Genomic DNA, 20,959 nt, shown 5'->3' with positions numbered 1-20,959 from the left:
TGCCCTCCTTTGTGATCAATCAGTTGTAATGCACCCGCTTGGACAGCACATAGCCTACAATGACCAGGATAATGCTGATAATCAGCGTATAGATCCAGGACATCGCCGCACTCAGCCCGAAATTCTGGGTGGTGAACGCGGTGGTGAAGATCATCTGTGTCACGGCACTGCCGGAGAAAGAGTCGATAATCGTATAGATCACATTGGTCAGAATGAGCGGGCTTACCAGCGGAAAGGTAATCTTCCAAAAGGATTCATAAGCGGTCGCCCCTTCAATTTTCGCCACCTCATACATCGCTCCGGGAACCGACTGCAGCGCAGCCAGGAAAATCAGGATCTGCACCCCTGAGCTGGTAATAATCTCATAGATCCGCAGGATGGCGTCGACAATGTAATCTACAAAAGACAGCGGCAGCCCGATGTCGCTCAGAATCATGACCATTGACATCACATTGTACTGGGAACCCGACTGGCCCATTTCGTTCACTGCAGTCGCATCGCCCACCAGATTGATCAGCCCGGAGGCTTCAGCGGCCGAGATCGCATTGGAGGCCAGAATAACCGGCAGAAAGAAAATCGCCCGGGCGATAATTCTCCCCCTGAACTTCTGGTTGAGCAGCGTTGCCGAAAAAAGGCTGAAGAACAGAATCATCGGCACATTCAGCACCATATCCCAGACCGATTCGGTCAATACGCGGTTAAACGTGGCATCCACGAACAGCGCATTGTTAAAGTTCGCCCAGCCTACCCCGTCCAGCGTGAAGCCTGTTGGGTCTACAGTTAATTTGCTGAAGCTGAACTGGATGGACTTAATCAGCGGAGTCGCGAACAGAAAGATAAACCCCAGCAGCCATGGCGCTATAAAAGCAATTCCCAGCAAAGAACGCTTCTGCTGCAGGCTAAGCTTGTTTCCGCTCATGTCGGCTCACCTTCTATCGCATATTGTCCGGCCCCGACAGCCGTTCCCTGCACGGAGACATCCTTGTCGGTGTAATTGACATAGATTGATATACCGTTGCTGTACTGCACCTCCACAACACCTTCCTGATGGCGTATATGGTTCAAGATCTGCGCATGCTGTACGGGGGAGAGCACCTTGTCTACTTCCTTGTACATGGCAACCGCCTGATCGTACCAGTCTTCATAATAGGTTGCGTACATGCTGTCAAAATGGGTGAATTTCAGCTTCGACGACGGCTCATGCGACCAGGAGAAGTAGGGCGCTGCCCCGAGCTCGATAGCCTGGAGCATCTGCTTATGCAGATCCTGCTCGTCACTTAAGTTAACCGGTGCTCCGGCATAACTGATAAAGCCGTGGATCACCATCTGGTAGAACGGGACAGCTTCATCTGTAAGCGCGAATCCGCTGGAAGAGGCCGGTACATTCACCAGATGATCGGAGTACGGCCATGCATAGGCATTCCCGCCGGAAATCATCGTCTGGTCCACGTGCTGATCCATGGTGCCCAGCTGCTCTTCCACAATTTCCTTCGCCGTTTCACGCTGGATTACCCGGCTGGCCCGGAAATCCGAACTGAGCACACTGCCCAGATCCCGCAGGGATACACCCTTCATTCCGTAGACCTCATATTTATCCAGAAAAGCATTCACATAGTACGGCAGTTTGGCGGGAGAGAGTAAATAGTAGCTGCCGAGTGTCATATCCATCCGGTTCAGCGCCCGGTTGTACGGATACAGTTCTGCTTCCTCTCTCGTCACGAATCTGGAGGCATCAGCGGAAGGGGTAAACCCGCTGTCATTGTGATAAATCTGCTGAAAGGCCACATCCGGGAACAGGGTTCCTCCGGCCGCGGCCAGCTGCTCCTTCAGACCGGCAAGCTCCCGTCTGCTGCCGAGGACGCCCTCCGTCTTCAGCTTATCCGGCGTGGCATGATTTACGCCCTTGGACGACCAGCCGGTATACCTCATCATCAGGCGGCCGATGCCATCCTGCTCCAGTTGTCCGGCTATCAGCCCGGCCTGCCTGAAGGAGGTCATGGCGATTTCAGAACGGTAAGGTACACCGAGCAGTGACTTCTGCTTGTCGACGGCACCCAGCATTTCCAGATAGAACGGAATGTTCTCCTCTTCCGTCAAAGGCGTGAGCAGCTCTTCGGAGACCAGCATATTCCGGTACAGCTCAGCCATGCCGGAGTAGCCGGCTTTGTCTCCGTCCAGGAAGCTGTAGCGGATCTGGATATCGCCTTTGTAGATCTCCTCATTCAGCAGCTGGATTTCCTGGATGGTCGATCCGGTGTACAGCTCCAGCTCATCCTCGCCGCGCAGGGAATAGCTGCTGTGAATGAAGTTGTAGGAGTTCTTCTTGCCGCTGATATCAGCAGCTATGCTGGCAATGGCATCGCCCTTCTCAATGACGGCGAACCAGGCGGCATCCCCGGCCTTCATGCCGAATACCGGCATTCTGGCATTCTGGCTGACCTGTCCGCGTCTGTAGCTGTTATCATTCGGGTCCGGCCCATATACGCGCTGGACGTACTGCTCTTCCTTCACTTTGCCGTTGTTCAGACGGATCAGGCTGCCGGAGCCGTCAGGGACAAGCATGTAGCCGTCGGCCTCCCGGTCTGCAGCGCCGAACATATTGAGCAGCTCCAGACTGCGGATCTGGTACTGTCCGCTCTCCTTGACCTGATTCACAGGAACACTGACTACAAGCGATCCGTTCTCCAGCCGGTATTCCAGCGGAATGACGAAGTTGGGCTTGGTAGATTCAGAACCTCCCCCGATTCCGTTCTCCTCATTGTCCCGGGCCAGATCTTCGGCTGAATAACCGGCCTTGGTGAAGGCGGCGGTCATTTTCTTGAGCACCAGGGGCTTGGAGACCTGGGCATCAATCCGTTCCATGACCTCAGGACTGCCTTCCTTCGGATAGTAGCGCTGATGGACATATTTGGCTGTCGCGGCATCCAGCTTGGACAGAACCGCTTCCTCCAGTCTGGCCTGGCTGATATATTTCGGCAGTGCATCGATACCTGCAGAGGTGTCTCCGATGGTATAGGTGATGCGCAGCCCGTTCTTCAGGCTCTCGGCCGTGAATTGCTTGCTGCTGATGCTCTGGGCATAATTCGTATAGGATTCCAATGTGCCCACAGCATCACGGAACAGAACCGTCAGCTGCGAGGACAGCAGCTCCTTCTCGAAGCCCGAGGCCAGCGTATCTTCATTGCGGCTCAGGGGATTGCTGTACCAGATCTGCCCTGACCGCTTATCCTTCACGGCTACTTCCGTGGTTTCGGCATTATAGTATAAAGACAGCCTGTCATCATCCGCGGCCAGCATCATTCCCGGTACACCGCCTGAAGTATCAGGCAGCGCAGCCAGCTCGCTGCCCGGTTCAAGCTCAGCCGTCACTTCCGTATAAGCGGAGGCCTCGACAGCCTTGACTCCGCGGGAGCTGAAGAACAGGACAGCCCCGATGACGATACAGAGGACTGCGGCACAGGCCAGCACCGCAGCGAGTATTTTACGATTTTTCACAGGTGCGGCCTCCTTCACGTACGGAAAATTAATTCACGGTAAATATTAATGAAGAACTCGGTAATTTGCTGGAGCATGCTTAAGACAAGCGTCCCCAGGAACACGACAATTCCCATAACAACCACTGTCAGCAGCATCGTTGCCACCGTTTTGAGCACAGTATACTGGTGGACAGTCATGATGCCGACGAACAGGAGCGCTACGAACCAGATCGAAGCCACCGACATCATCAGATAATAGAAGGCCGTTTCTTCCTCCGCCATGAACCGGCTTGCAATTACCATCGGCGTATAAATGACCACGACCGGAACAAGCGCATAGCCTGTCGCCATCATAATTTCTTTGAATTTCCCTTCGCCGCCCATCAGTGTCGTAATGGCCCAATTGGACAGGCACCACAGAAAGAAGGGAAAAACAACCGTAAACAGCTGGGTAATACTGTTCAAATGGCGCGGATCATTATAATTGACCAGGAAGCCTGCGAACTGGTTCTTCAGAATCATGGAGATGACGACCAGCAGCAGTAGGGTCAGCGTTACGCGGAGCTTCCCTTTCCCCTCATATTTCAAATCCCAAAAGCTGTCAAACGGATGCACCATGAGGTGCAGCGGGAATTTAATGAAATCCTGCCTCACGGGCGTTCCCCTCCTTAAGGTTGTGCGGAGCCTGCTTCAGTGCTTCGGTCTGCCGCTTTCTTCTCCAGAAGCCGAAGAGCTTGTAAGCAATCCAGAGTGCCGCAAGAATCATTACCGAAGTCAGAAAAGTGCCGAAATGCTCCTGCATAACTTCCCTGCGGTACCGTTTGAAGGCTACGGAATAACCGTCCCTGTCCATGCCCAGCTTGAAATATTTCATCGCTTCCTTGTTGTCCTTCTCCATGAGCAGCGATTTGCCTATGCCGATATAGGCAATATCATAGTTGGCATTCAGCTTCAGCACTTCCTTCCACAGCGGAACCGCCTGTGCATCCTCGCCGTTGTAATGGTAGCCGACCGCTTCATTTACACTGCTGCCGAACCGCGTCGGCTTGAAGACGGCAATGTTGCCCTTTCCCCGGTCAAGAACCAGCTGATTGCCGCCGGAGAACTCTACGGCTACCGGTATTTTGAAGGTGCCTGTCTGATTGCCTTTGCCGCCGTATACATACAGAAGATCACCTTCATCGTTGTAGGTGAACACCTTACCCTGGTTGGCATCCAGTGCGCTGTACATCCCGTTCGGGAGCACCTTGATATCCGTGAACTTGGAGGGGCCGTCAACAAGCCGGTAGCGGATATCCCCCAGAATGTCGAAGTAGCCGAAGCGTTTCAGCACATCCTCACCGGAGGGATTAAGGCGCTTGATCGGCTCTTTGGAGCCCGGGTCTATATTGGTGGCATACAGGAAGCCTTTCGCATCCACATCGATATTGGAAAATTCCGTAGGGACGAACAGCGCCATCTGTGCTTTCTGCGCCTTGGTGGAGAACATCCGCCAAATATATTCGGTATAGTCGCGCTTGACCTTGTTCGTGCCGACATACCCGATGAATTGCCCGCTCTCGTCAAACTGCATAATTCCTTCAAAGATTCCCTTGGCGATGACATAGACCCGCTCTGCCTGATCCACCGTCACCTTCACCGGAATAAACTTGAAATCTGCCGGTAAAATATCCGACTCCGGCTGCTCGATCATCCGCAGCAGCTCTCCGTCCGGAGACAGCACCACAATACGCCCGTTATCCGTATCCGCAATGAACAGATTGCCTTCAGCATTAACGTACAGGCCGGACGGATTTTTAAAACTCTCCGCCTGTCCCCCGTTGTCGAAGCCGGTAATGACCTTGTCTACCTTCCATTTGCTGTCCAGGCAGACAATCCGGCTGTTCCCGCTGTCCACAATATAGATCCTTCCGTCTGCGGCAACGACCATATCGCCCGGGTCCAGAAAATCACCAACACCGAGATCCTTACCTGTAAGGGTCCGGTCGGGGATATATGCTGCAGGAGCAGGCACGGCTTCTTCCCAGTAGTTATAGTTATAACTTTCATAGGGCACAGCTCCAGCCGCCGGTGCGGGAACTGCGTAACTCAGCAGCAGGGAGAGCACCGTCCCTGCAAGCAGCCAATTTTTTGCAGTCAATTGCCTTCCCCCCTTAGTCCTTCATTCCCGATGTAGCCATCGTCTCTATAATCCGGCTCTGTGAGAACACAAACAGCGTAATCGGCACACTCATCAGAATGAGCGCCACCGCTGCCGCCGCACCGGAACGGGCAATGCCTCCGGCCACGACCTGGCCTGCCGCAAAGTGAAGCGATTTCAACTGCTCGCTGTAAATAAAGCCATTGCCGTCACTGCCCCACAGAATCTGGAACAGCAGAATAATCAGTGTCAGCCAGGCCGGCTTGACGTTCGGCATGACGATGGACCAGAAGATGCGGTATTCACTGGCACCGTCGATCTTGGCAGCTTCCAGCAGCACATCGGGGATCTGTTCCATGAACTGCTTCATCAGATACAGGCCGAGCGAATAGGCGAATGCCGGAATAATCACTGCCCAGTACGTGTCGATCAGCCCCAGCCAGGACATAATCATATAGTTCGGCATGGCGGTTACGGCCGGCGTGAACATCAGCGACAGGACGACGATGGTGAACAGTATTTTTTTGCCGGGAAAATGATGTTTGGCCAGCGGATAAGCCGCCGCCGAGGCGAAGATTACATGCCCTACAATCCCCGTACCTGTAATGAATACCGTATTGAAAATATAACGCGAGAACGGAACCCAGGAATTGCCGAGCAGATTGAACAGATCGACAAAGTTATTCATTGTGGGATTGCGGACAAACAGCGTCGGCGGGAAGATAAAAATCTCATCCAGCGGCTTGAACGCATTGTTAATGGCATACACCAGCGGCAGCACCATGAAGGCCCCGAAAACCGTGAGCAGGGCGAATAAAGAGAAGGTGCCCCAGGCTGAGCGGTTGACGCGTTTTTTGGGCATCCGGATCGGATAGCCGATCCGCCGTTTCGTCTTTACTTGAAAGGGGATGTTCATCGTCTATTCACCCACCTTTCTGAGCAGTTTTTGAACGATAAGATTCGAAGCCACCATGATCAGGAACAGGACTGTCGCAATAGCCGAGGCAAAGCCCATTTCAAACCTCGTCGTCCCAAAGTCAATCAGATGCGTCACGATCGTCTCTGCCGCATAGTTCACACTCGGGAACCCGGCCAGTGCAATGGAGACATCAGCGACAGCAAAGGCGGTCGTAATCTGGATCACGGCGCCGAACATCAGCTGCGGACGCATGGACGGCAGGGTGATATACCACAGCTCCTGCCAGCGGTTCTTGATTCCATCCACTGCCCCTGCTTCATACAGGGTGCCGTCTACAGTCTGCAGACCCGCGATAAAAGCCAGGAAGCCGGTTCCCAGACTGAGCCATAACTGAACAAGAATGATGATCGGCATAATGTACCCTTCGGTCTTCAGCCACTGGATCGGTTCCAGAATGAAGCCAAACTTCAGCAGCAGCCCGTTCATGATTCCGTAGCGGTCGCCGGAAAAGATCATCAGCCAGATGAAATAGACGTTTCCGGAAATGGAAGGCGCGTAAAAGACGAGTGTCATCACCGCTCTGAGCTTGGGAGAAAGCTCATTGATAATCCAGGCGAACACGAAGCAGGCAATATAGCTAATTGGCCCGGTAATCACTGCGAACAGCAGCGTATTTTTGAGCGCAATCAGAAAGACATCATCCTCCAGGAACAGGCGGGTATAATTCTGCCAGCCGATAAACTTTGGAAATTCCAGCATATTGAAGTATGTGAAGCTGAGCACGATCGACACCAGGACAGGCAACACCGTAAATACGGCGAACAAGATCATGTACGGTGCCATCAAAAAATACGAATGCTTATTGGCTCTTATGGCATGCCACTTCAGGCTCCACCAATTTTGCACGCTTGACCCTCCCCCTTGCTGCTATAGACCAAACTCTTTACGTTTGGTACTGATCTCGTCCTGGATGTACTGGACGTAGTCCATGATGGATTCTCGGGCCTCCACACTGCCGACTACCGTCTTGTAGAAGGCGTTGAATAAATGCCGCCCTGTGAAATAACCGCCCGGCACCTCAGGAACCCCTTCAGCCCACTCAAACTGTGCTTTCAAATTATCGTAATCGGCAACAGGCCAAGGCAAGCTGTCCAGCGCCTTGATATTCGCTGTCGGATAACGTGCGGCAGCGCCCATCAGGCCCTCCATCTCACGTCCGAATACAGTCTGCGTCTCTTCACTCGTCCACCACTTCATAAATTCCCACGAGGCATCCTTATCCTTCGCTTTCTCCATCATGATGACACCGCTGCCTCCGCTGGATACGGTGCGGTCAAGTGTGCCGTCCTCCTGCAAAGTCCCCGGGATCGGCACGAAGCCCCACATCCCTCTGATCTCCGGAGCGAACACGGACAGCTGGTTATAGAGGGTGTAATCCGCTATGCCAAAAGGCATCTCACCGGTGCGGAACCGGTTGGCGAAGTCATATTCACGTTCGAGCTTGTAGTCCGTATAGAACTCTGTCCACTGCTTGAACGTTTCGATGCCGACCCGGGAGTCCAAATCCGACTCCGCGCCGCCATTGCGGTAGAATTGGCCGCCGTTCTGGAACAGCAGCGCCGCATACATCGAGTTGGGCGGGATGTTCTGTCCTTGTATGGCAGACTGGGCAACCACCGGCAGACCGAACTGCATATGGTTTTTGCTGAGCACAGCCAGCAGAGTGGATACATCATCCCAGGTCTGAGGCACTTCGAGCTGAAGCTCCTCCAGAATGTCCTTCCGGTAGAACAGCATATTGAAGGTCTGCGTCTCCGGCAGGGCGTACGCACCGCCGTCATAGATGAACGGCACCATCGCGCTTTCCCGGAAACGGCTTTCCACTTCGGCAAAATCGGGGAACCGGGTCAGATCCGCCGCAGCATTGCGCATTGCAAAGTTGACCGGCAGATCCGTGCCGATCTGCATCGCCACATCCGGCCCCTGACCGGCCAGTGTCGCCGGCAGCAGCGTGGACATGTTGACCAGCTTCAGATTGACATTGATGCCGGTTGCCGAGGTGAAGGTCTCATCAATCATCGCCTTCATCGTATTGGCCTGATCCCGGCCGCTGCCGATCCAGACGGTCACGGATTTCTGGTCATCCTTGTCGGAGACATTCCCAATCTGGTTGTAATCTGTGAAGAAAGAGGCCAGAAAGGTCGCTGTCTCATGTTTGATTTTGGAGCCGAAGCCCATTCCCTTACTCGGGAACTTCTTATCCGGTGAAGCCAGATACAGCGCATCGATTTCAAGCGGCTGCTCTCTGGCCTGCTGAACCCAGGTGCCGAGCCCTCCGGTATTGGTCTTATAGGCGGTAAGCCGGCGCGGGATGGTGTCCGGATCTTCAATCAGCTCGCTCAGCTGCTGGGCCATCGTCTTCAGCAGCGCTTCCTGGTCGCTGGATTGGCCCGACAGCTCGACCAGCCGCTTCGCAATACCTCTCAGCCTGTCATGCTCGGTACTGAACACCTGCAGCATATCCGGCACTTTCTTGTCCAGCTGGTAATCCCGGTATTCATCCGGCTTGGTGCCGGTAATCATCAGAATTTTGCGGTACATGGAATTGAGGTTGTACAGGCTTTCCTCCACCTCACGGATCAGCGGGGCGAACTCGCCGAGGCTGACCTCCAGCCTGACCACATGTTTCCCCTTCTCCAGATGGTACAAATAGGGCTCATCTCCCCCCAGTACATCCAGGCGGTATCCGCTTTTATATCGGAAGGGAACCTTGGCCATTTCGGCGAACGGAACCGTGCCGTCAATGGTCAGTCTGCGGGTCGAATAAATTCCCCTTACGAAGTTCTGCTGCGTTTTAAAGGCCATTTTATAGAGTCCGGTCTCAGGAACGTCGATCTCCCACTCGATCCACTGGCCGGGAATTCGCCAATTTAATCCGCCTATGGTATTGATTTTGATTTTGGAGGAGCTGTAAGGATGAACCGTCGCACTTGACCGCTCACTAAGCGGGTACAGGGTCGGGGACGATTTGGCTGAGGCAGCTTCGCCTTCCACAACCAGAAGCTGATTGTCTGAAGCCTGCGCCCCTGCGGCATCCAGCCCCTTCTTCACTTCCTCGTATGGCAGCGGTGCAGTCTGCTTATACAGCTTCAGCTGCCTGATGACCACCGGTTCTCTTGAGGCTTCCAGCGTTAACGTATGGGTGCCTTCAGAAAAATAAAATAAAAACGGTTCATTCTCATAACCGTCAGAGTCCTGAAATGCCTTCTCGCTCCAGCGCGGCTGCTCAATCTGCCTGGGTCTCAGGTCATTGCCCTGGTTATCCGCCACCAGCTGGTCCAGCTGGTTATCCCAAATCCGGTCAAACTGCAGAAAAGCAGCCTCCCGGAAAGGAAGCCGTCCGTCAATGTACAGAGCGCGTTCGATCGCCGAGCTTTTGCCGGGAACAGGGTAATACAGCATGGACAGATTATAAAGGCCGGCTTCCGCCACCCTGACCGTCCATTCCACTTTGCCGGACTCACCGGTAAGCAGCGATTCGCCGGCCATTCCTTCGTAATCAGGCAGCTTTTCAAAACCGCTGCCCTCAGCCAGGCTGTAATCAGCCGCCTCTACAATAATCTCCTGATCAGGTCTTGCGGCATCCTTATGCTCCGACAAGTAAGCTGCATATTTATTCTCATTGAAAGCTGCTGTTACGCCGGTATCGTCTGAGCTGCCCGGGGTTTGCTCCGCGTAAGGCGCAGTCTGCACGCTGTCTCCGGCTGACCCGGTCCCCGCACTTGCATCCACCTGTAGATTCAAGCCTGCCGGAAGCATGATTAACAAGGCTAATGCGGCAAGCATTATATTCTTGGTCTTTTTGGATTGACTTGTTTTACCGGTCACCAGAAGTCCTCCTTACCGGCAGAAGCGGAGTTTCCCTGTAAGAGGGATAACCTGCATGCCGTGGTGAAATCTTTCATTCATGCAGCAGGGGGTGCCGCAAGACGCCCCCTGTCGCATAAGCGGTATGGACCGCCCTGTTACTTGCCCAGCTTGGCAATGGAAGCTTCGGCTTCCGGTTTATATTTCTCGGCAGTTGCAGTAACGGACTGATTCTCAACAATAATATCCCTCATAAAACCGGAGGTCGGGAAATCAGGGTAAGCGGTTTCAAGGAGGATCTGGCCTGTGTTGTTAATATGGTCATGCAGCATGGTTACATCTTCTTCGTGGGCATAGATGCTTTCCAGCCATTCCTGGCTCGGGAAATCACCGGTTTGCGTAATGTCATAGGTTTCTTCGAATGCCTGGTAGACCGCCTGCGGATCTTTTACACCCTTAGGAATAAAAAAGGCATTCTTGCCGTTGTCGGCATAAGTCACTTCAGGAGATCCGGACGGTCCGTTAGGGAATGGAACCACGCCGAAATCAAAGGTCAGATCGCCCAGGTTCCACACCGGAGCCGGGAACATCGCCACATCGCCATCCTTGAAGGTATTGAATTCGTCGTAGCCGATTTTGTCGGTTCCTTTGATCTTCATTACGTTCTCAACATTGTAAAGACGGTTGATGAATTCAGCTGCCTCAATCACCTTCGGATCAGTCAGACCTTGAGTCCCGGTGGCTTCGTCAACGATTTTGCCGCCGTTAGCGGCTGAGAAGTTACGCAGAAGATCGATCGCCCAGCCTGAGAAGCCGTAAGTATCGATTTTGCCGTCATTATCGGTATCCTTCGTAGCCTGCTTGGCAATCTCTACGAATTTGTCCCAGTTCCATTGTCCGCTCGCATAGACTTCCTGCAGATCGGGAAGTCCAAGCTTTTTAAATATGTCACGGTTATAGTGCAGTCCCGCTCCCCCGGTTCCCGGTTCGGCGAAGGCATAGTATTCATTGGCAATTTGAGGCGCTTTAACCAACAGGTTGGCCTCATTGTTGATGTTAGAGGAAGCCGTGGTGTATTCACTTACAGGAAGCAGCTGCCCTTTGAGGATGGCAGGCCATGCCGAGTTGTACTCCATAATAACGATATCGGCAAAAGGTTCTCCCGTAAGCGCCGTAGCCGTAAATTTAGGCATGAACTCTTCAAACGGAACATTTACAAATTCAAATTTGGTGTTGTATTTCTTCTCTACTTCAGCAATCTTGGCCAGCCGTTCCTTTTCTGAAGCTGAATTACCCGCTGGCTTGAGGTCCCACCACGCGGCTACCTTAATGACCCGGCCCCCAAGATCAACCGGCGCTGCAGTAGGCTCGGCCGTTGCCTCTGCCACGGCTTCTGTCGCTGCCGGAGCTGCCGTCTCGGTTGCTTTTGGACTATTGGCGGCATTATTCCCGCCGCTGCAGGCTGTAAGCAAAAACACAAAGCAAAACAATAAAACGTAGTACCCCTTTATTTTTCTCATCCGTATAACCTCCTGTAATGGATCTGGATAGGCGGTGCTGCACCCTCATGGATAAAGCGCTTACAGACACAGTTAAAAAAATAACAAAACCATAATTCTCTTCGTTTTGTTTGGCATACCACCTTTATTTGTTATTTATTTTGTTTTTATTTACATAACAAATATTACCACCGCCAAGTTAAGCGGTCAATCATTTTTTACTTATTTTCCTCTATAAACCTAGCAAAAAGGTGCATTCTAGTGAATGATTTTAGATAATCTTGTAGTTTCATTTATAATAATGTTATTCTCATAATAACAAACATAACAAATAACAAAACTATTTTCCCTTAATTCCTCAATACGTTTGGTTAGCCGGCCGTCTGATCCCTATGGTTAGGGAAATTTAAAAAACATGTGTTACCCTCTCACTCTTCATGTAAAATTGTAATATAGTTATCTTCTGGAATGGCTAAACAATCTGATTAGAGTAGGATGATTTTATGCGACGCAAAGTAACGATCCAATCAATCGCCGATTTCACGGGACTGTCGAAATTTGCCGTCTCAAGAGCTTTATCAGGCAAACCGGGAGTCAGCACCCAGACACGGGATACGATATTCAAAGCCGCGGGACAGCTCGGTTACTTCAAGGACTCTGTCACGGTGCATACGCCCGGAGAGTTGATTGACCTGGATGCCCGTAAGTGGTCCGGGACCATTCTGATCCTGTTCCAGAATGTCCGCTACCAGAATCCGGAGTCCTTGTATTGGGGGCCGTTGTTCAATGGCATCTCTTCCAGGCTGGACCAGCGGGGGATTAACGTATTGACTCTGACCGAGCCCAAAGGTGATTCCATGTTTTCGCTGGTTAACCCTGAGGCAATTATGGGTGTTATCACTGTCGGCTCCATCTCAACCCCCATTCTGGCAGAAATCAGAAGCCTGGGCATACCGGTTATGATGGTGGATCATTACGATCCCAGCTTTCAGTGTGATTCCATTTTCACCGATAACCTGACCGCCATGAAGGGGGTCATGCACTATGCCATCGGCAAGGGCTACAGGGATTTTCAGTTCTTAGGGAATATCCGGGATGCCGAGAGTTTCTATGAACGCTTCCTGATCTTCCGCTCCTCACTGGAGGATCACGGGATTCCCCTTCATCAGAATCCCTTGCTGAATGGACCGGACATCGATAACTTCCGGGCTACCTTCGCCGCCGCCGTCAAGGAACAGGGGCTGCCGGAGATCTTTATTTGTGCCAATGATACTTACGCCTTGTTCGCTCTGGAAACACTGGAATTCATGGGCATGCCTGTTCCTGAAGGCCTGGCCTTCACCGGCTTTGATAACACCCATCCCGCCCTGCCGTTCCTGGCTACCGTTAACGTCAACAAGGAGCTGCTCGGCATGCGGGCGGTAGACCAGATGCTCTGGCGGATCCTTAACCCCGGCACATGCTATGAAAAGACGCTGATTCAGGCCGATGTTATTCTCAGGGACTGACGCGGTGGCAACACAACATACTTGGGTCCTTGAATGCTGACCCCGGACGGGCCATAACCAGTCCTTACACAAACAAAGACACCCTTCCGGGTGTCTTTCAGAGTGTTGAGAAACCCAACTCTTTAAAAATGTTTTGGGTTTCTTTGCTGTGTTTCATGTCTGCGGACGCTGCATCCGTTTATATGCCTCGTCCTCTTTCGACCGCTAACGGACACTGCGTCCGTTATTTGCCGGAAATCGCCCCGTTGCCATCGCTAACGGACCGTAGTTCCTTTATGCTGCTAAATGATGGGTACATCAAGCCCTTTCGGATGAAATAACGGATCCAGGGTCCGTTAGAATTCCAAAACACACCTCTAGCGCAAAATAACGGATCTGGGTTCCGTTAGCATTAGCCTTTCCAAGTCATTAATAGGTTCTGGTGCGCGTGAGGTGATGGGTTGGAGCCGGATTTATGTTCCGAACCGCTGCCTGTACCCGCATTTGCGGCACAGCTCCTCCACAGCTTCCCTGCGGGAGAAACCGTAGAACAGATTGTTCGCCCGCTCGCCTTCGACGATTTCGGAGAACGGCTTCTCGTGCAGATTGCCGAGGTTGATGACACCTTCGCCGTCCAGGCAGCAGGGCACAACGGTGCCGTCCACCAGCACCGCAGCCTGGCTGCGCAGCGCATGGCAGAAGCCTTTGCCGTCATCCTCCGGCTCATGCAAGGCCGGCCATTTGAACTCATGGTCCTGGTTCAGATAGATCCGCGGCGCGATGCGGACACCGCTGCCCGGAACAACCTTTTCTTCAATCCTGAAATCGAGACCAAACGCCTCTTCTATCATTCCCAGCGTCTCGCGGTTGCGGCTTCTGGCCAGATTGGTCATGTTATCCTGGGTCAGATTCCACAGCCGGAAGGAAATGATTACGCCCTGCGCCGAGGCTTCCTTCACAAAGGAGATAATCTGCGACAGATACTTCTCCCGGTTCTCGGAGCCTTCATGGCCGTCGAAGCTGTGCAGCGAGAAATTCATCTGCCGCAGCGCCGGCTTGCCGAGAATCTTCGGGCCAGCCTTGTGAATCAGCGTCCCGTTCGTCGTGATGTTGACCTTGAAGCCTTTGGCATGGGCCGCATCCAGCAGCTCACCAATCTTCGGATGCAGCAGCGGCTCCCCTTTGACATGAAGATAGATATGGTCCGTATGCGGCTTAATCTCGTCAAGGATGGTATTAAAGGTATCCGGCTTCATGAAGTTCTTCTGCCGCTCCGTGGGCGGACAGAAGCTGCAGGCCAGGTTGCAGACGCTTGTAATCTCGATGTACACCTTTTTAAAAGTCTTCAAGTCCTGCTCCCCATTTCAAAAATGATACTACTTATTCTAAGTGGAATTTCTCCAGTTCATTCTTCATTAAATGCTTGAAAATGCAGCAACAGCGGGAAAAACTCCACTTAAATCTGCCAAAATCATCACCAGAGACATGTTTCCCCCGGATTAGGCGGAAGATTTCCGACTAATCATCACAATTGAGGAAAAGTGACGGAATTAGATGGAGAAAATCCAATTAAGCGGCGGAAAGCTCTAGAGTGGGAGTTAGTTACGCTAATCCACAGCATTCTGGAAACACCGGCATTAGATGAGCGAAATCCATTCACTCACTTTGGCTAGCCCGGTATTTGAAGCGGAAGGCCCCCTACAAATCCGCTGTATAGCGCAGGCCGATCTGGCTTCTGGCTTCCTCCATCACCTCTGCGACCGCGAGGGAATTCGCATGACTGTTCATCTTGCTCTCACGTTCCCCGTTCTTCAGCAAAGTGATGAATTCATTCGTTTCATAGTACATCGGCTCAAATACCTGCGGCACTGTCAGCTCTTCGACCGTACCGTCGCGGTAGTGGATTTTGACCTGGTAAGGCTGGTTGATCTTGTCGATCACCATCGTTCCGTTCTCCCCTTGAATCTCAGCCGGCAGATAGGAATCGGCAATCTTGGAGTGCATCACCACGGCATCCATATCCGGATAACTCATGACCATACTGCCTTCACCATCCACCCCGGAGGCCAGCATAATGCCCGTAGCCTTGACTGCATCCGGCTTGCCGAACAGGGCAACCAGCGGGTACAGACAGTAGATGCCGAGATCCATCAGGGAACCGTTAGAGTATTCAGGATTAAAAGCATTCAGCACCGTACCCTGGCGGTAGGCATCATATCTCGACGAGTATTGACAATAGCTCGCGAAATAACGGCGGACCTGCCCCAGCTTGTACAGATTGTCTTTGATTACGGCAAAATTCGGCATGAAGGTCGACTTCATCGCCTCCATCAGCAGCACATCATTGCTGCGCGCAGCCTCAATCATCGCCCGCAGCTCTTTGCTGTTGGACGCCATTGGCTTCTCACAGATGACATGCTTCCCGTGGTTCATACAGATCAATGCATGCTCGGCATGCATGGAGTTGGGGCTGGCGATATAGACCGCATCCACTTCCCCGCTGGACACCATTTCCTCCAGATTGGTATAGATGGCAGCTCCGGCGTACTTGGCGGCAAAAGCCTGGCCCTTCTCCTCCGTACGGGAATACACAGCTGTCAGGATAAATTCCTCATTCTCTAGACCCGCTTGAATGAAGCGGTCTGTAATCCAGTTGGTGCCTACGACCCCGAATCGAATTGTCATGATGATGATCCCGTCCTTTTCTGTTCTTACTGGCTCTACCTGCTATTTTCTCATTCCTGGGGTGGTCATGTCTACTTTTGTAAAGGATTTTCCGACAAATTCCGCCAGATCCGGTACGTGAAAAAAGGCACCTGCCATAATACCGGCACTTCGCCGCTTCTCACGAAGCAAACAGCCCCCACTCCTGAACCGGAGATGGAGGCCATGCTGCTTCCTATTGGAGGGAGGTTCGGGGCGTCCCGGACTTTTTTAACCGTAAAAAGCCTGAAGCTCACGCACAATCTGCGCCTTGTCATGCTCAACAACCGTCATATGCTGCGGCATGGAGAACAGTGCGGAAATCTGCGCCGGGAACTCCTGCTTGATGCCGGTCAAGGCAATCGCCTCGTCGAATTTGGCCGGATGTGCAGTAGCGAAGCTGACCGTCACTTCATCCTCGCCGCTGAACGCTTCGTAAGCCGCTACCCCGCAGGCTGTATGCGGATCAAGAAGATATCCGTATTCCTTGTCGTATTTGCTGATGGTGTCGAGACACTGCTGGTTTTTGACGCCGAGTGCTGCAAAATCAGCCTGCACCTTAGCGAACAGCTCACCTTCAATCTTAATAGAACCTTCGGATTGCAGCCCCGCCATATATTCCGACAGCTTCACGGCATCCTCGCCGAGCAGATAATACAGGTAACGTTCAAAATTGCTTGCCACCTGGATATCCATTGACGGACTATAGGTTCCTGTAAAGTTTCCAGGCTTGTATTCACCGGTCTGCACGAACCGTTCGAGAATGTTGTTTTCGTTGGTGGCGATGATCAGCTTGTTGATCGGCAGCCCCATTTTCTGAGCCAAAAATCCCGAGAAAATATTGCCAAAGTTCCCGGAAGGCACGCTGACATTGATCTTCTTCTCATCACTGCCCTCAATTTGCAGATAAGCATAGAAATAATAAACCGTCTGGGCCAGAATCCGTACAAAGTTAATGGAGTTAATCGCACGCAGGTGGTAACGCCCCTTGAAGTCGAGATCCGCGAACAGCTCCTTGATCACCTTTTGGCAGTCGTCGAAGTTGCCCTCTACGGACAGGTTCAGCACATTGCTGTCGTCCACGGTGGTCATTTGCAGCTCCTGCACCTTGCTGACCTTGCCGTGCGGATGCAGAATACAGATTTTGATGCCTTCTTTGCCGCGCACACCCTGGATGGCAGCCGCACCCGTATCACCGGAGGTTGCACCGAGGATATGAATGATCTCGCCCCGCACCTTGGCAATGTAGGAATACAGCTCGCCCATGAACTGCAGCGCCACATCCTTGAAGGCAAACGTAGGCCCGTGGAACAGTTCAAGCACATGCAGAGAACCGTTCACCTTGTGCAGAGGCGTCACTTCCGGCGCGCGGAAATTGCCATAGCTGGTGTAGACCATTTCTTTGAGATCTTCATAAGGAATTTCATCATTCGTATAGTAGGAGAAAATCTCCAGGAACAGCTCCTGGAAGCTGAGGCTTCTCCATTCCTGCAGCGTCTCCGCCGGGATCACCGGAATCTGAAATGGCACCATCAGCCCGCCGTCATCCGCAAGCCCCATCAGCACCGTATCGATAAAACCTCTGGCTTCCACTTTTCCTCTTGTGCTTATATACTCCATACCTGCCTCATCCTCCTGAACCCCTCTTTATTTATCCTGTATAGAACGTAATACCCTATATATTAACACGTTTAAGCGTTAAAGTCCGTTACTTCCGTGTCAACTTTTGTGATAAATGCGGGAACCCGTATTTTATTTAATCTGCAGCTTCTTCCACACGGTTTTGTTACTGTACTGCTTCTCTACACTGACATCCAGCCCGAACCATTCCGGGGCCTCGAACGCCTCCGCTTCCTCCAGCGATTCAAACTCTACCTCGATCACCGTAAGGCTAAGCTGGGTATATTCATCAATCTCCACGGTCGTGCCGTCCCATTCGGCTGTTGTGCGCGTTTTGACCAGAGGTACAGCCTGTACCGCATCCATCATCTGGGTATAGATCCCCTCCGAGATGTCATATTCGATTTCCTTGCGGCTGATGCCTTTTCCGTCTTTAAAAGTATGGGTATACGTAATCTCGCCTGAGTCGAGATCCGTGATTTTGCGCACTCTCAGCTCCTGCCCGTCCTCAATGGCCAGATACGTCTGATCGATGCTGTGTCTGGTGAGTACCTTGAGCCGTCCGTCTTCTATAAGCTGCTCCGGAAACTCCGGCAGCAGAAACTTGCGTTCGATTTCCATCCCCATGTGCTCTCTCTCCTCTTGCGGTCACTTTAGTTTTATATTATTTATCATCATAGGGGCGGGGCATACGCAAGTCAATTGGAAAAGGTGATTTGTAGGGCGGAATGCCCGCGGATTAACCCGGTGGTTCCAGCCTCTACGGGATGAATCCGCGCTTTCGCCTATTTATTGCATTTGGAGCCGGTTATGCCGCTAGTTGTGGCAGCAGCCAGCCGCCTATCCGCCTATAATTGCATTTTGTACAACTAAAAAAGAAGATTTCGCCGGTACTTTCAAGATAGCTGCACTTTGTGCAGTTAAATATCGCCTTTGCGGGGAAATATCAGCCTACCGCTGTTTTTAAGTGTACGAAATACAATTAAAGCCTAATTTACACGCTCAAACCTATTTTTAACTGTAGAAAATACATCTATTAAGCCGTTCAGCAAAAGCAGACCCGCCAAGCTGCAGCAGCCTATGGATTATGGTGGGAGTAAGGCAGGCAACTAACTGGCGCATATAAATGGGGCAGCTGCCAGCCGCGTACGAGCTAATAACTGCAGTTTGTACAACTAAAAAAGCAGTTTTCGCCGTAATCCGCAGGATAGCTGCACTTTGTGCAGTTAAATATCGCCTTTGCGGGGAAATATCAGCCTACCGCTGTTTTTAAGTGTACGAAATACAATTAAAGCCTAATTCACACGTCCGCGTCTCTTTTTAGCTGCAGGAAATACACTTATTTAGTGGGAATGGCCATATTTGCGAGCCTGTGCAGCAGCCGAACACGAACAGTTTGAACCCTATGTGACGCTGCTACCCATGATTTAAAGCCAAAAGACGGGTCATCCCTGTTGGAATTCCCCGCCTTTTGGCTTTGAGCTATCGTTCTGCACTAGTGTACTAACGGCTATGCCTGCGCCTTTCCAAGCGGGAACAGCAGCGGCACGACCTTGCCTGCACCGACATCGATCAATCCGTGATCTGTGATCTTCAGCGCCGGGCTGACCGGCAGCGAATGCGTGCTGATCGACATGATCGGGTTGTAGTGGTTGTAGCCCAGCGATTCCATCGCTGTGCGCAGCCCCAGCACCCGTTCTGCCGTCTCCGCGAGCGGCGCTTCGGTCAGAATGCCGCCGACCGGCAGCGCCAGCAGGGCAAGCACCTTGCCGTCACACACAACGCAGAAGCCGCCCTGCTCGGCAATGACCGTATTGGCGGCAAGCGCCATATCCTCGGCGTTATGCCCGACAACCAGCAGGTTATGGTTGTCATGCGAATACGTGGTGGCAACCGCGCCGCGCTTGATCGTGTCGCCGCCGATCAGGCCGTAGGCCCGGTTGCCGTTCTTGCCGTAACGCTCGAAGGTGGCGATCAGGCCATAGCCGCTCTCCTGCCACTGCAGCAGGCCGTCCTTCACTTCGGCCTCCACATGCTTCTCCTCGGTGAACGTGGACACGTTGTTGACCATCATCACGCGGGCGCCGTAGCGGCCGTCAGGCACACCCGTCGGCACCGTAAAGTCGGCGGCAGCCAGCGGCGCCAGCTGCACGCTCTTGTAGTAATGAGCCGGGAACCGCGGCTCTGTCTGTGCCTGCGGCAGCGGCTGCCTGCGGTCATAGACCCGGGCGCCGCGCTTGTAAACCGCCTCAATGGCAAAGCTGTCAAGGTCGGACAGCAGCAGATAATCGGCGGTTTTGTTCGGCGCGATGACGCCGCGGTCGTCCATCTTCATCCGCCGCGCAGGCGTGAAGGTAGCCGCATAGACTGCAGCCTCCGGCGTCATGCCCATGGCGATGGCTTTGCGGACCAGATGGTCCAGATGGCCCGTCGCTGCCAGCGAATCAGTCATGACATCATCGGTGACGAAGCAGAAATGCTCACTCACCGGATGATGGATCAGATAATCCATGACTTCCGGGGTCATGGACTTCTCCTGAATCTCGATGAACATCCCGGCGGCGATCCGCGCGGTCAGGCCTTCAATGCTCTGGTGGGTATGATCGGAATCAATCCCGGCAAAAATCAGCTGGTGCAGATCCAGGTCCAGCAGCTTCGGCGTGTGCCCCTCGATGACAAGACCGGGATAACGGCTGCGGACATGCTGGAGGATGCGGTTGCTTTTGCAATCAGGGTCGCGGATCACATCCACGAAATTCATCACTTCACCCAGACAGATCATCTGCTCCGTTTCCATCAGCTCATCAATATCTTCAATTTCAATCGAGCCGCCTGTGGTCTCCAGAGGTGTCGCCGGTACAGAGCTCGGGATCGCGTAGAACATGTCCACCTGGCAGTCCCGGCTGGCCTTGATCATTTCATGCACGCCTTCGACACCGAAGACATTGGCCATTTCATGCGGCTCGGGAACAATCGTGGTTACACCGTGCTGGAGAATACCGTAAGAGAACGTCTCCGGAGTAATCATCGTGCTCTCGATGTGCAGGTGGATATCAATCAGCCCGGGCACCAGATACTGCCCCTGGGCATCAATCGTCTCCGCAGCATGAAAGGTATCCGTGCCAAGCGGACCCACATAGAGGAACCGTCCATCTTTAACAGCGACATTTGCCGTCTCAAATCTTTTATAGTAACTGTTGTACACTTTAGCGTTCAGTATAAGTTGATCTGTAATCATCATGTCTGCT

At 52.6% G+C, this 20,959-nt stretch carries 14 protein-coding genes; 1 reads left to right on the top strand and 13 read right to left on the bottom strand.

Annotated elements, in window-relative coordinates; translation table 11 throughout:
• Window positions 1–19: 19 nt before the first annotated feature.
• From C2I18_RS16280 to C2I18_RS16245, 8 genes are all read right to left on the bottom strand, one after another.
• Window positions 20–919, bottom strand: coding sequence for a carbohydrate ABC transporter permease (locus C2I18_RS16280; RefSeq protein WP_249896809.1), 900 nt, complete (start codon window positions 917–919; stop codon window positions 20–22).
• Complete coding sequence (locus tag C2I18_RS16275) at window positions 916–3,495, bottom strand: DUF5696 domain-containing protein (RefSeq protein ID WP_249896808.1); 2,580 nt, start codon at window positions 3,493–3,495, stop codon at window positions 916–918. The genes C2I18_RS16280 and C2I18_RS16275 overlap by 4 nt, the downstream gene beginning before the upstream one ends.
• A 14-nt stretch (window positions 3,496–3,509) precedes the next feature.
• A complete protein-coding gene (locus C2I18_RS16270; protein WP_249896807.1) occupies window positions 3,510–4,130 on the bottom strand; it encodes a Yip1 family protein in 621 nt (206 codons plus the stop codon).
• On the bottom strand, window positions 4,111–5,616 hold the full coding sequence (locus tag C2I18_RS16265) for an NHL repeat-containing protein (protein ID WP_249896806.1): 1,506 nt from the start codon (window positions 5,614–5,616) through the stop codon (window positions 4,111–4,113). Before C2I18_RS16265 ends, C2I18_RS16270 begins: the two co-directional genes overlap by 20 nt.
• A 13-nt stretch (window positions 5,617–5,629) precedes the next feature.
• Window positions 5,630–6,532: a carbohydrate ABC transporter permease gene (locus C2I18_RS16260; RefSeq protein WP_481857809.1), complete on the bottom strand. Its 903-nt coding sequence runs from the start codon at window positions 6,530–6,532 to the stop codon at window positions 5,630–5,632.
• A 3-nt stretch (window positions 6,533–6,535) separates the two neighbouring features.
• Complete coding sequence (locus tag C2I18_RS16255; protein ID WP_249896805.1) at window positions 6,536–7,441, bottom strand: carbohydrate ABC transporter permease; 906 nt, start codon at window positions 7,439–7,441, stop codon at window positions 6,536–6,538.
• A gap of 21 nt (window positions 7,442–7,462) precedes the next feature.
• Entirely contained in the window at window positions 7,463–10,381 is a 2,919-nt protein-coding gene (locus C2I18_RS16250; RefSeq protein ID WP_481857944.1) for an extracellular solute-binding protein, read from the bottom strand.
• A 179-nt stretch (window positions 10,382–10,560) separates the two neighbouring features.
• A complete protein-coding gene (locus C2I18_RS16245) occupies window positions 10,561–11,922 on the bottom strand; it encodes an ABC transporter substrate-binding protein (protein WP_249896803.1) in 1,362 nt (453 codons plus the stop codon).
• 482 nt (window positions 11,923–12,404) lie between these two features.
• Here C2I18_RS16245 and C2I18_RS16240 point away from each other — a divergent pair, with 482 nt between their 5' ends.
• The gene (locus C2I18_RS16240) at window positions 12,405–13,409 is read left to right on the top strand and encodes a LacI family DNA-binding transcriptional regulator (RefSeq protein WP_249896802.1); all 1,005 of its coding nucleotides are present in this window, start codon (window positions 12,405–12,407) and stop codon (window positions 13,407–13,409) included.
• 452 nt (window positions 13,410–13,861) lie between these two features.
• Here the strand turns inward: C2I18_RS16240 and C2I18_RS16235 are convergent, their stop codons facing one another.
• The 5 genes from C2I18_RS16235 to C2I18_RS16215 all read right to left on the bottom strand — a co-directional run bounded on the left by C2I18_RS16235 (window position 13,862) and on the right by C2I18_RS16215 (window position 20,949).
• Window positions 13,862–14,737, bottom strand: coding sequence for a radical SAM/SPASM domain-containing protein (locus C2I18_RS16235; RefSeq protein WP_249896801.1), 876 nt, complete (start codon window positions 14,735–14,737; stop codon window positions 13,862–13,864).
• Window positions 14,738–15,086: 349 nt separating this feature from the next.
• Entirely contained in the window at window positions 15,087–16,073 is a 987-nt protein-coding gene (locus C2I18_RS16230; protein ID WP_249896800.1) for a Gfo/Idh/MocA family protein, read from the bottom strand.
• 249 nt (window positions 16,074–16,322) lie between these two features.
• Entirely contained in the window at window positions 16,323–17,711 is a 1,389-nt protein-coding gene (gene thrC, locus C2I18_RS16225; protein WP_249896799.1) for a threonine synthase, read from the bottom strand.
• Between the two features lie 132 nt (window positions 17,712–17,843).
• Window positions 17,844–18,338, bottom strand: coding sequence for a CYTH domain-containing protein (locus C2I18_RS16220; RefSeq protein WP_249896798.1), 495 nt, complete (start codon window positions 18,336–18,338; stop codon window positions 17,844–17,846).
• 883 nt (window positions 18,339–19,221) lie between these two features.
• Window positions 19,222–20,949, bottom strand: coding sequence for an adenine deaminase (locus tag C2I18_RS16215; RefSeq protein ID WP_249902139.1), 1,728 nt, complete (start codon window positions 20,947–20,949; stop codon window positions 19,222–19,224).
• Window positions 20,950–20,959: the final 10 nt, after the last annotated feature.

This window comes from Paenibacillus sp. PK3_47 (assembly GCF_023520895.1).
In the GTDB taxonomy this organism is placed as follows: domain Bacteria; phylum Bacillota; class Bacilli; order Paenibacillales; family Paenibacillaceae; genus Paenibacillus_AQ.
Note: the sequence above shows the minus strand (reverse complement) of the source record. Positions and strands in the feature narration are given on the sequence as shown.

What these genes read in the sequence shown, in the direction of transcription:
- C2I18_RS16280 (WP_249896809.1), bottom strand. Translation starts at nt 919, where the DNA reads ATGAGCGGAAACAAGCTTAGCCTGCAGCAGAAGCGTTCTTTGCTGGGA.
- C2I18_RS16260 (WP_481857809.1), bottom strand. Translation starts at nt 6,532, where the DNA reads ATGAACATCCCCTTTCAAGTAAAGACGAAACGGCGGATCGGCTATCCG.
- C2I18_RS16250 (WP_481857944.1), bottom strand. Translation starts at nt 10,381, where the DNA reads ATGCTTGCCGCATTAGCCTTGTTAATCATGCTTCCGGCAGGCTTGAAT.
- C2I18_RS16245 (WP_249896803.1), bottom strand. Translation starts at nt 11,922, where the DNA reads ATGAGAAAAATAAAGGGGTACTACGTTTTATTGTTTTGCTTTGTGTTT.
- C2I18_RS16240 (WP_249896802.1), top strand. Translation starts at nt 12,405, where the DNA reads ATGCGACGCAAAGTAACGATCCAATCAATCGCCGATTTCACGGGACTG.
- C2I18_RS16230 (WP_249896800.1), bottom strand. Translation starts at nt 16,073, where the DNA reads ATGACAATTCGATTCGGGGTCGTAGGCACCAACTGGATTACAGACCGC.
- thrC (WP_249896799.1), bottom strand. Translation starts at nt 17,711, where the DNA reads ATGGAGTATATAAGCACAAGAGGAAAAGTGGAAGCCAGAGGTTTTATC.
- C2I18_RS16220 (WP_249896798.1), bottom strand. Translation starts at nt 18,338, where the DNA reads ATGGGGATGGAAATCGAACGCAAGTTTCTGCTGCCGGAGTTTCCGGAG.
- C2I18_RS16215 (WP_249902139.1), bottom strand. Translation starts at nt 20,949, where the DNA reads ATGATTACAGATCAACTTATACTGAACGCTAAAGTGTACAACAGTTAC.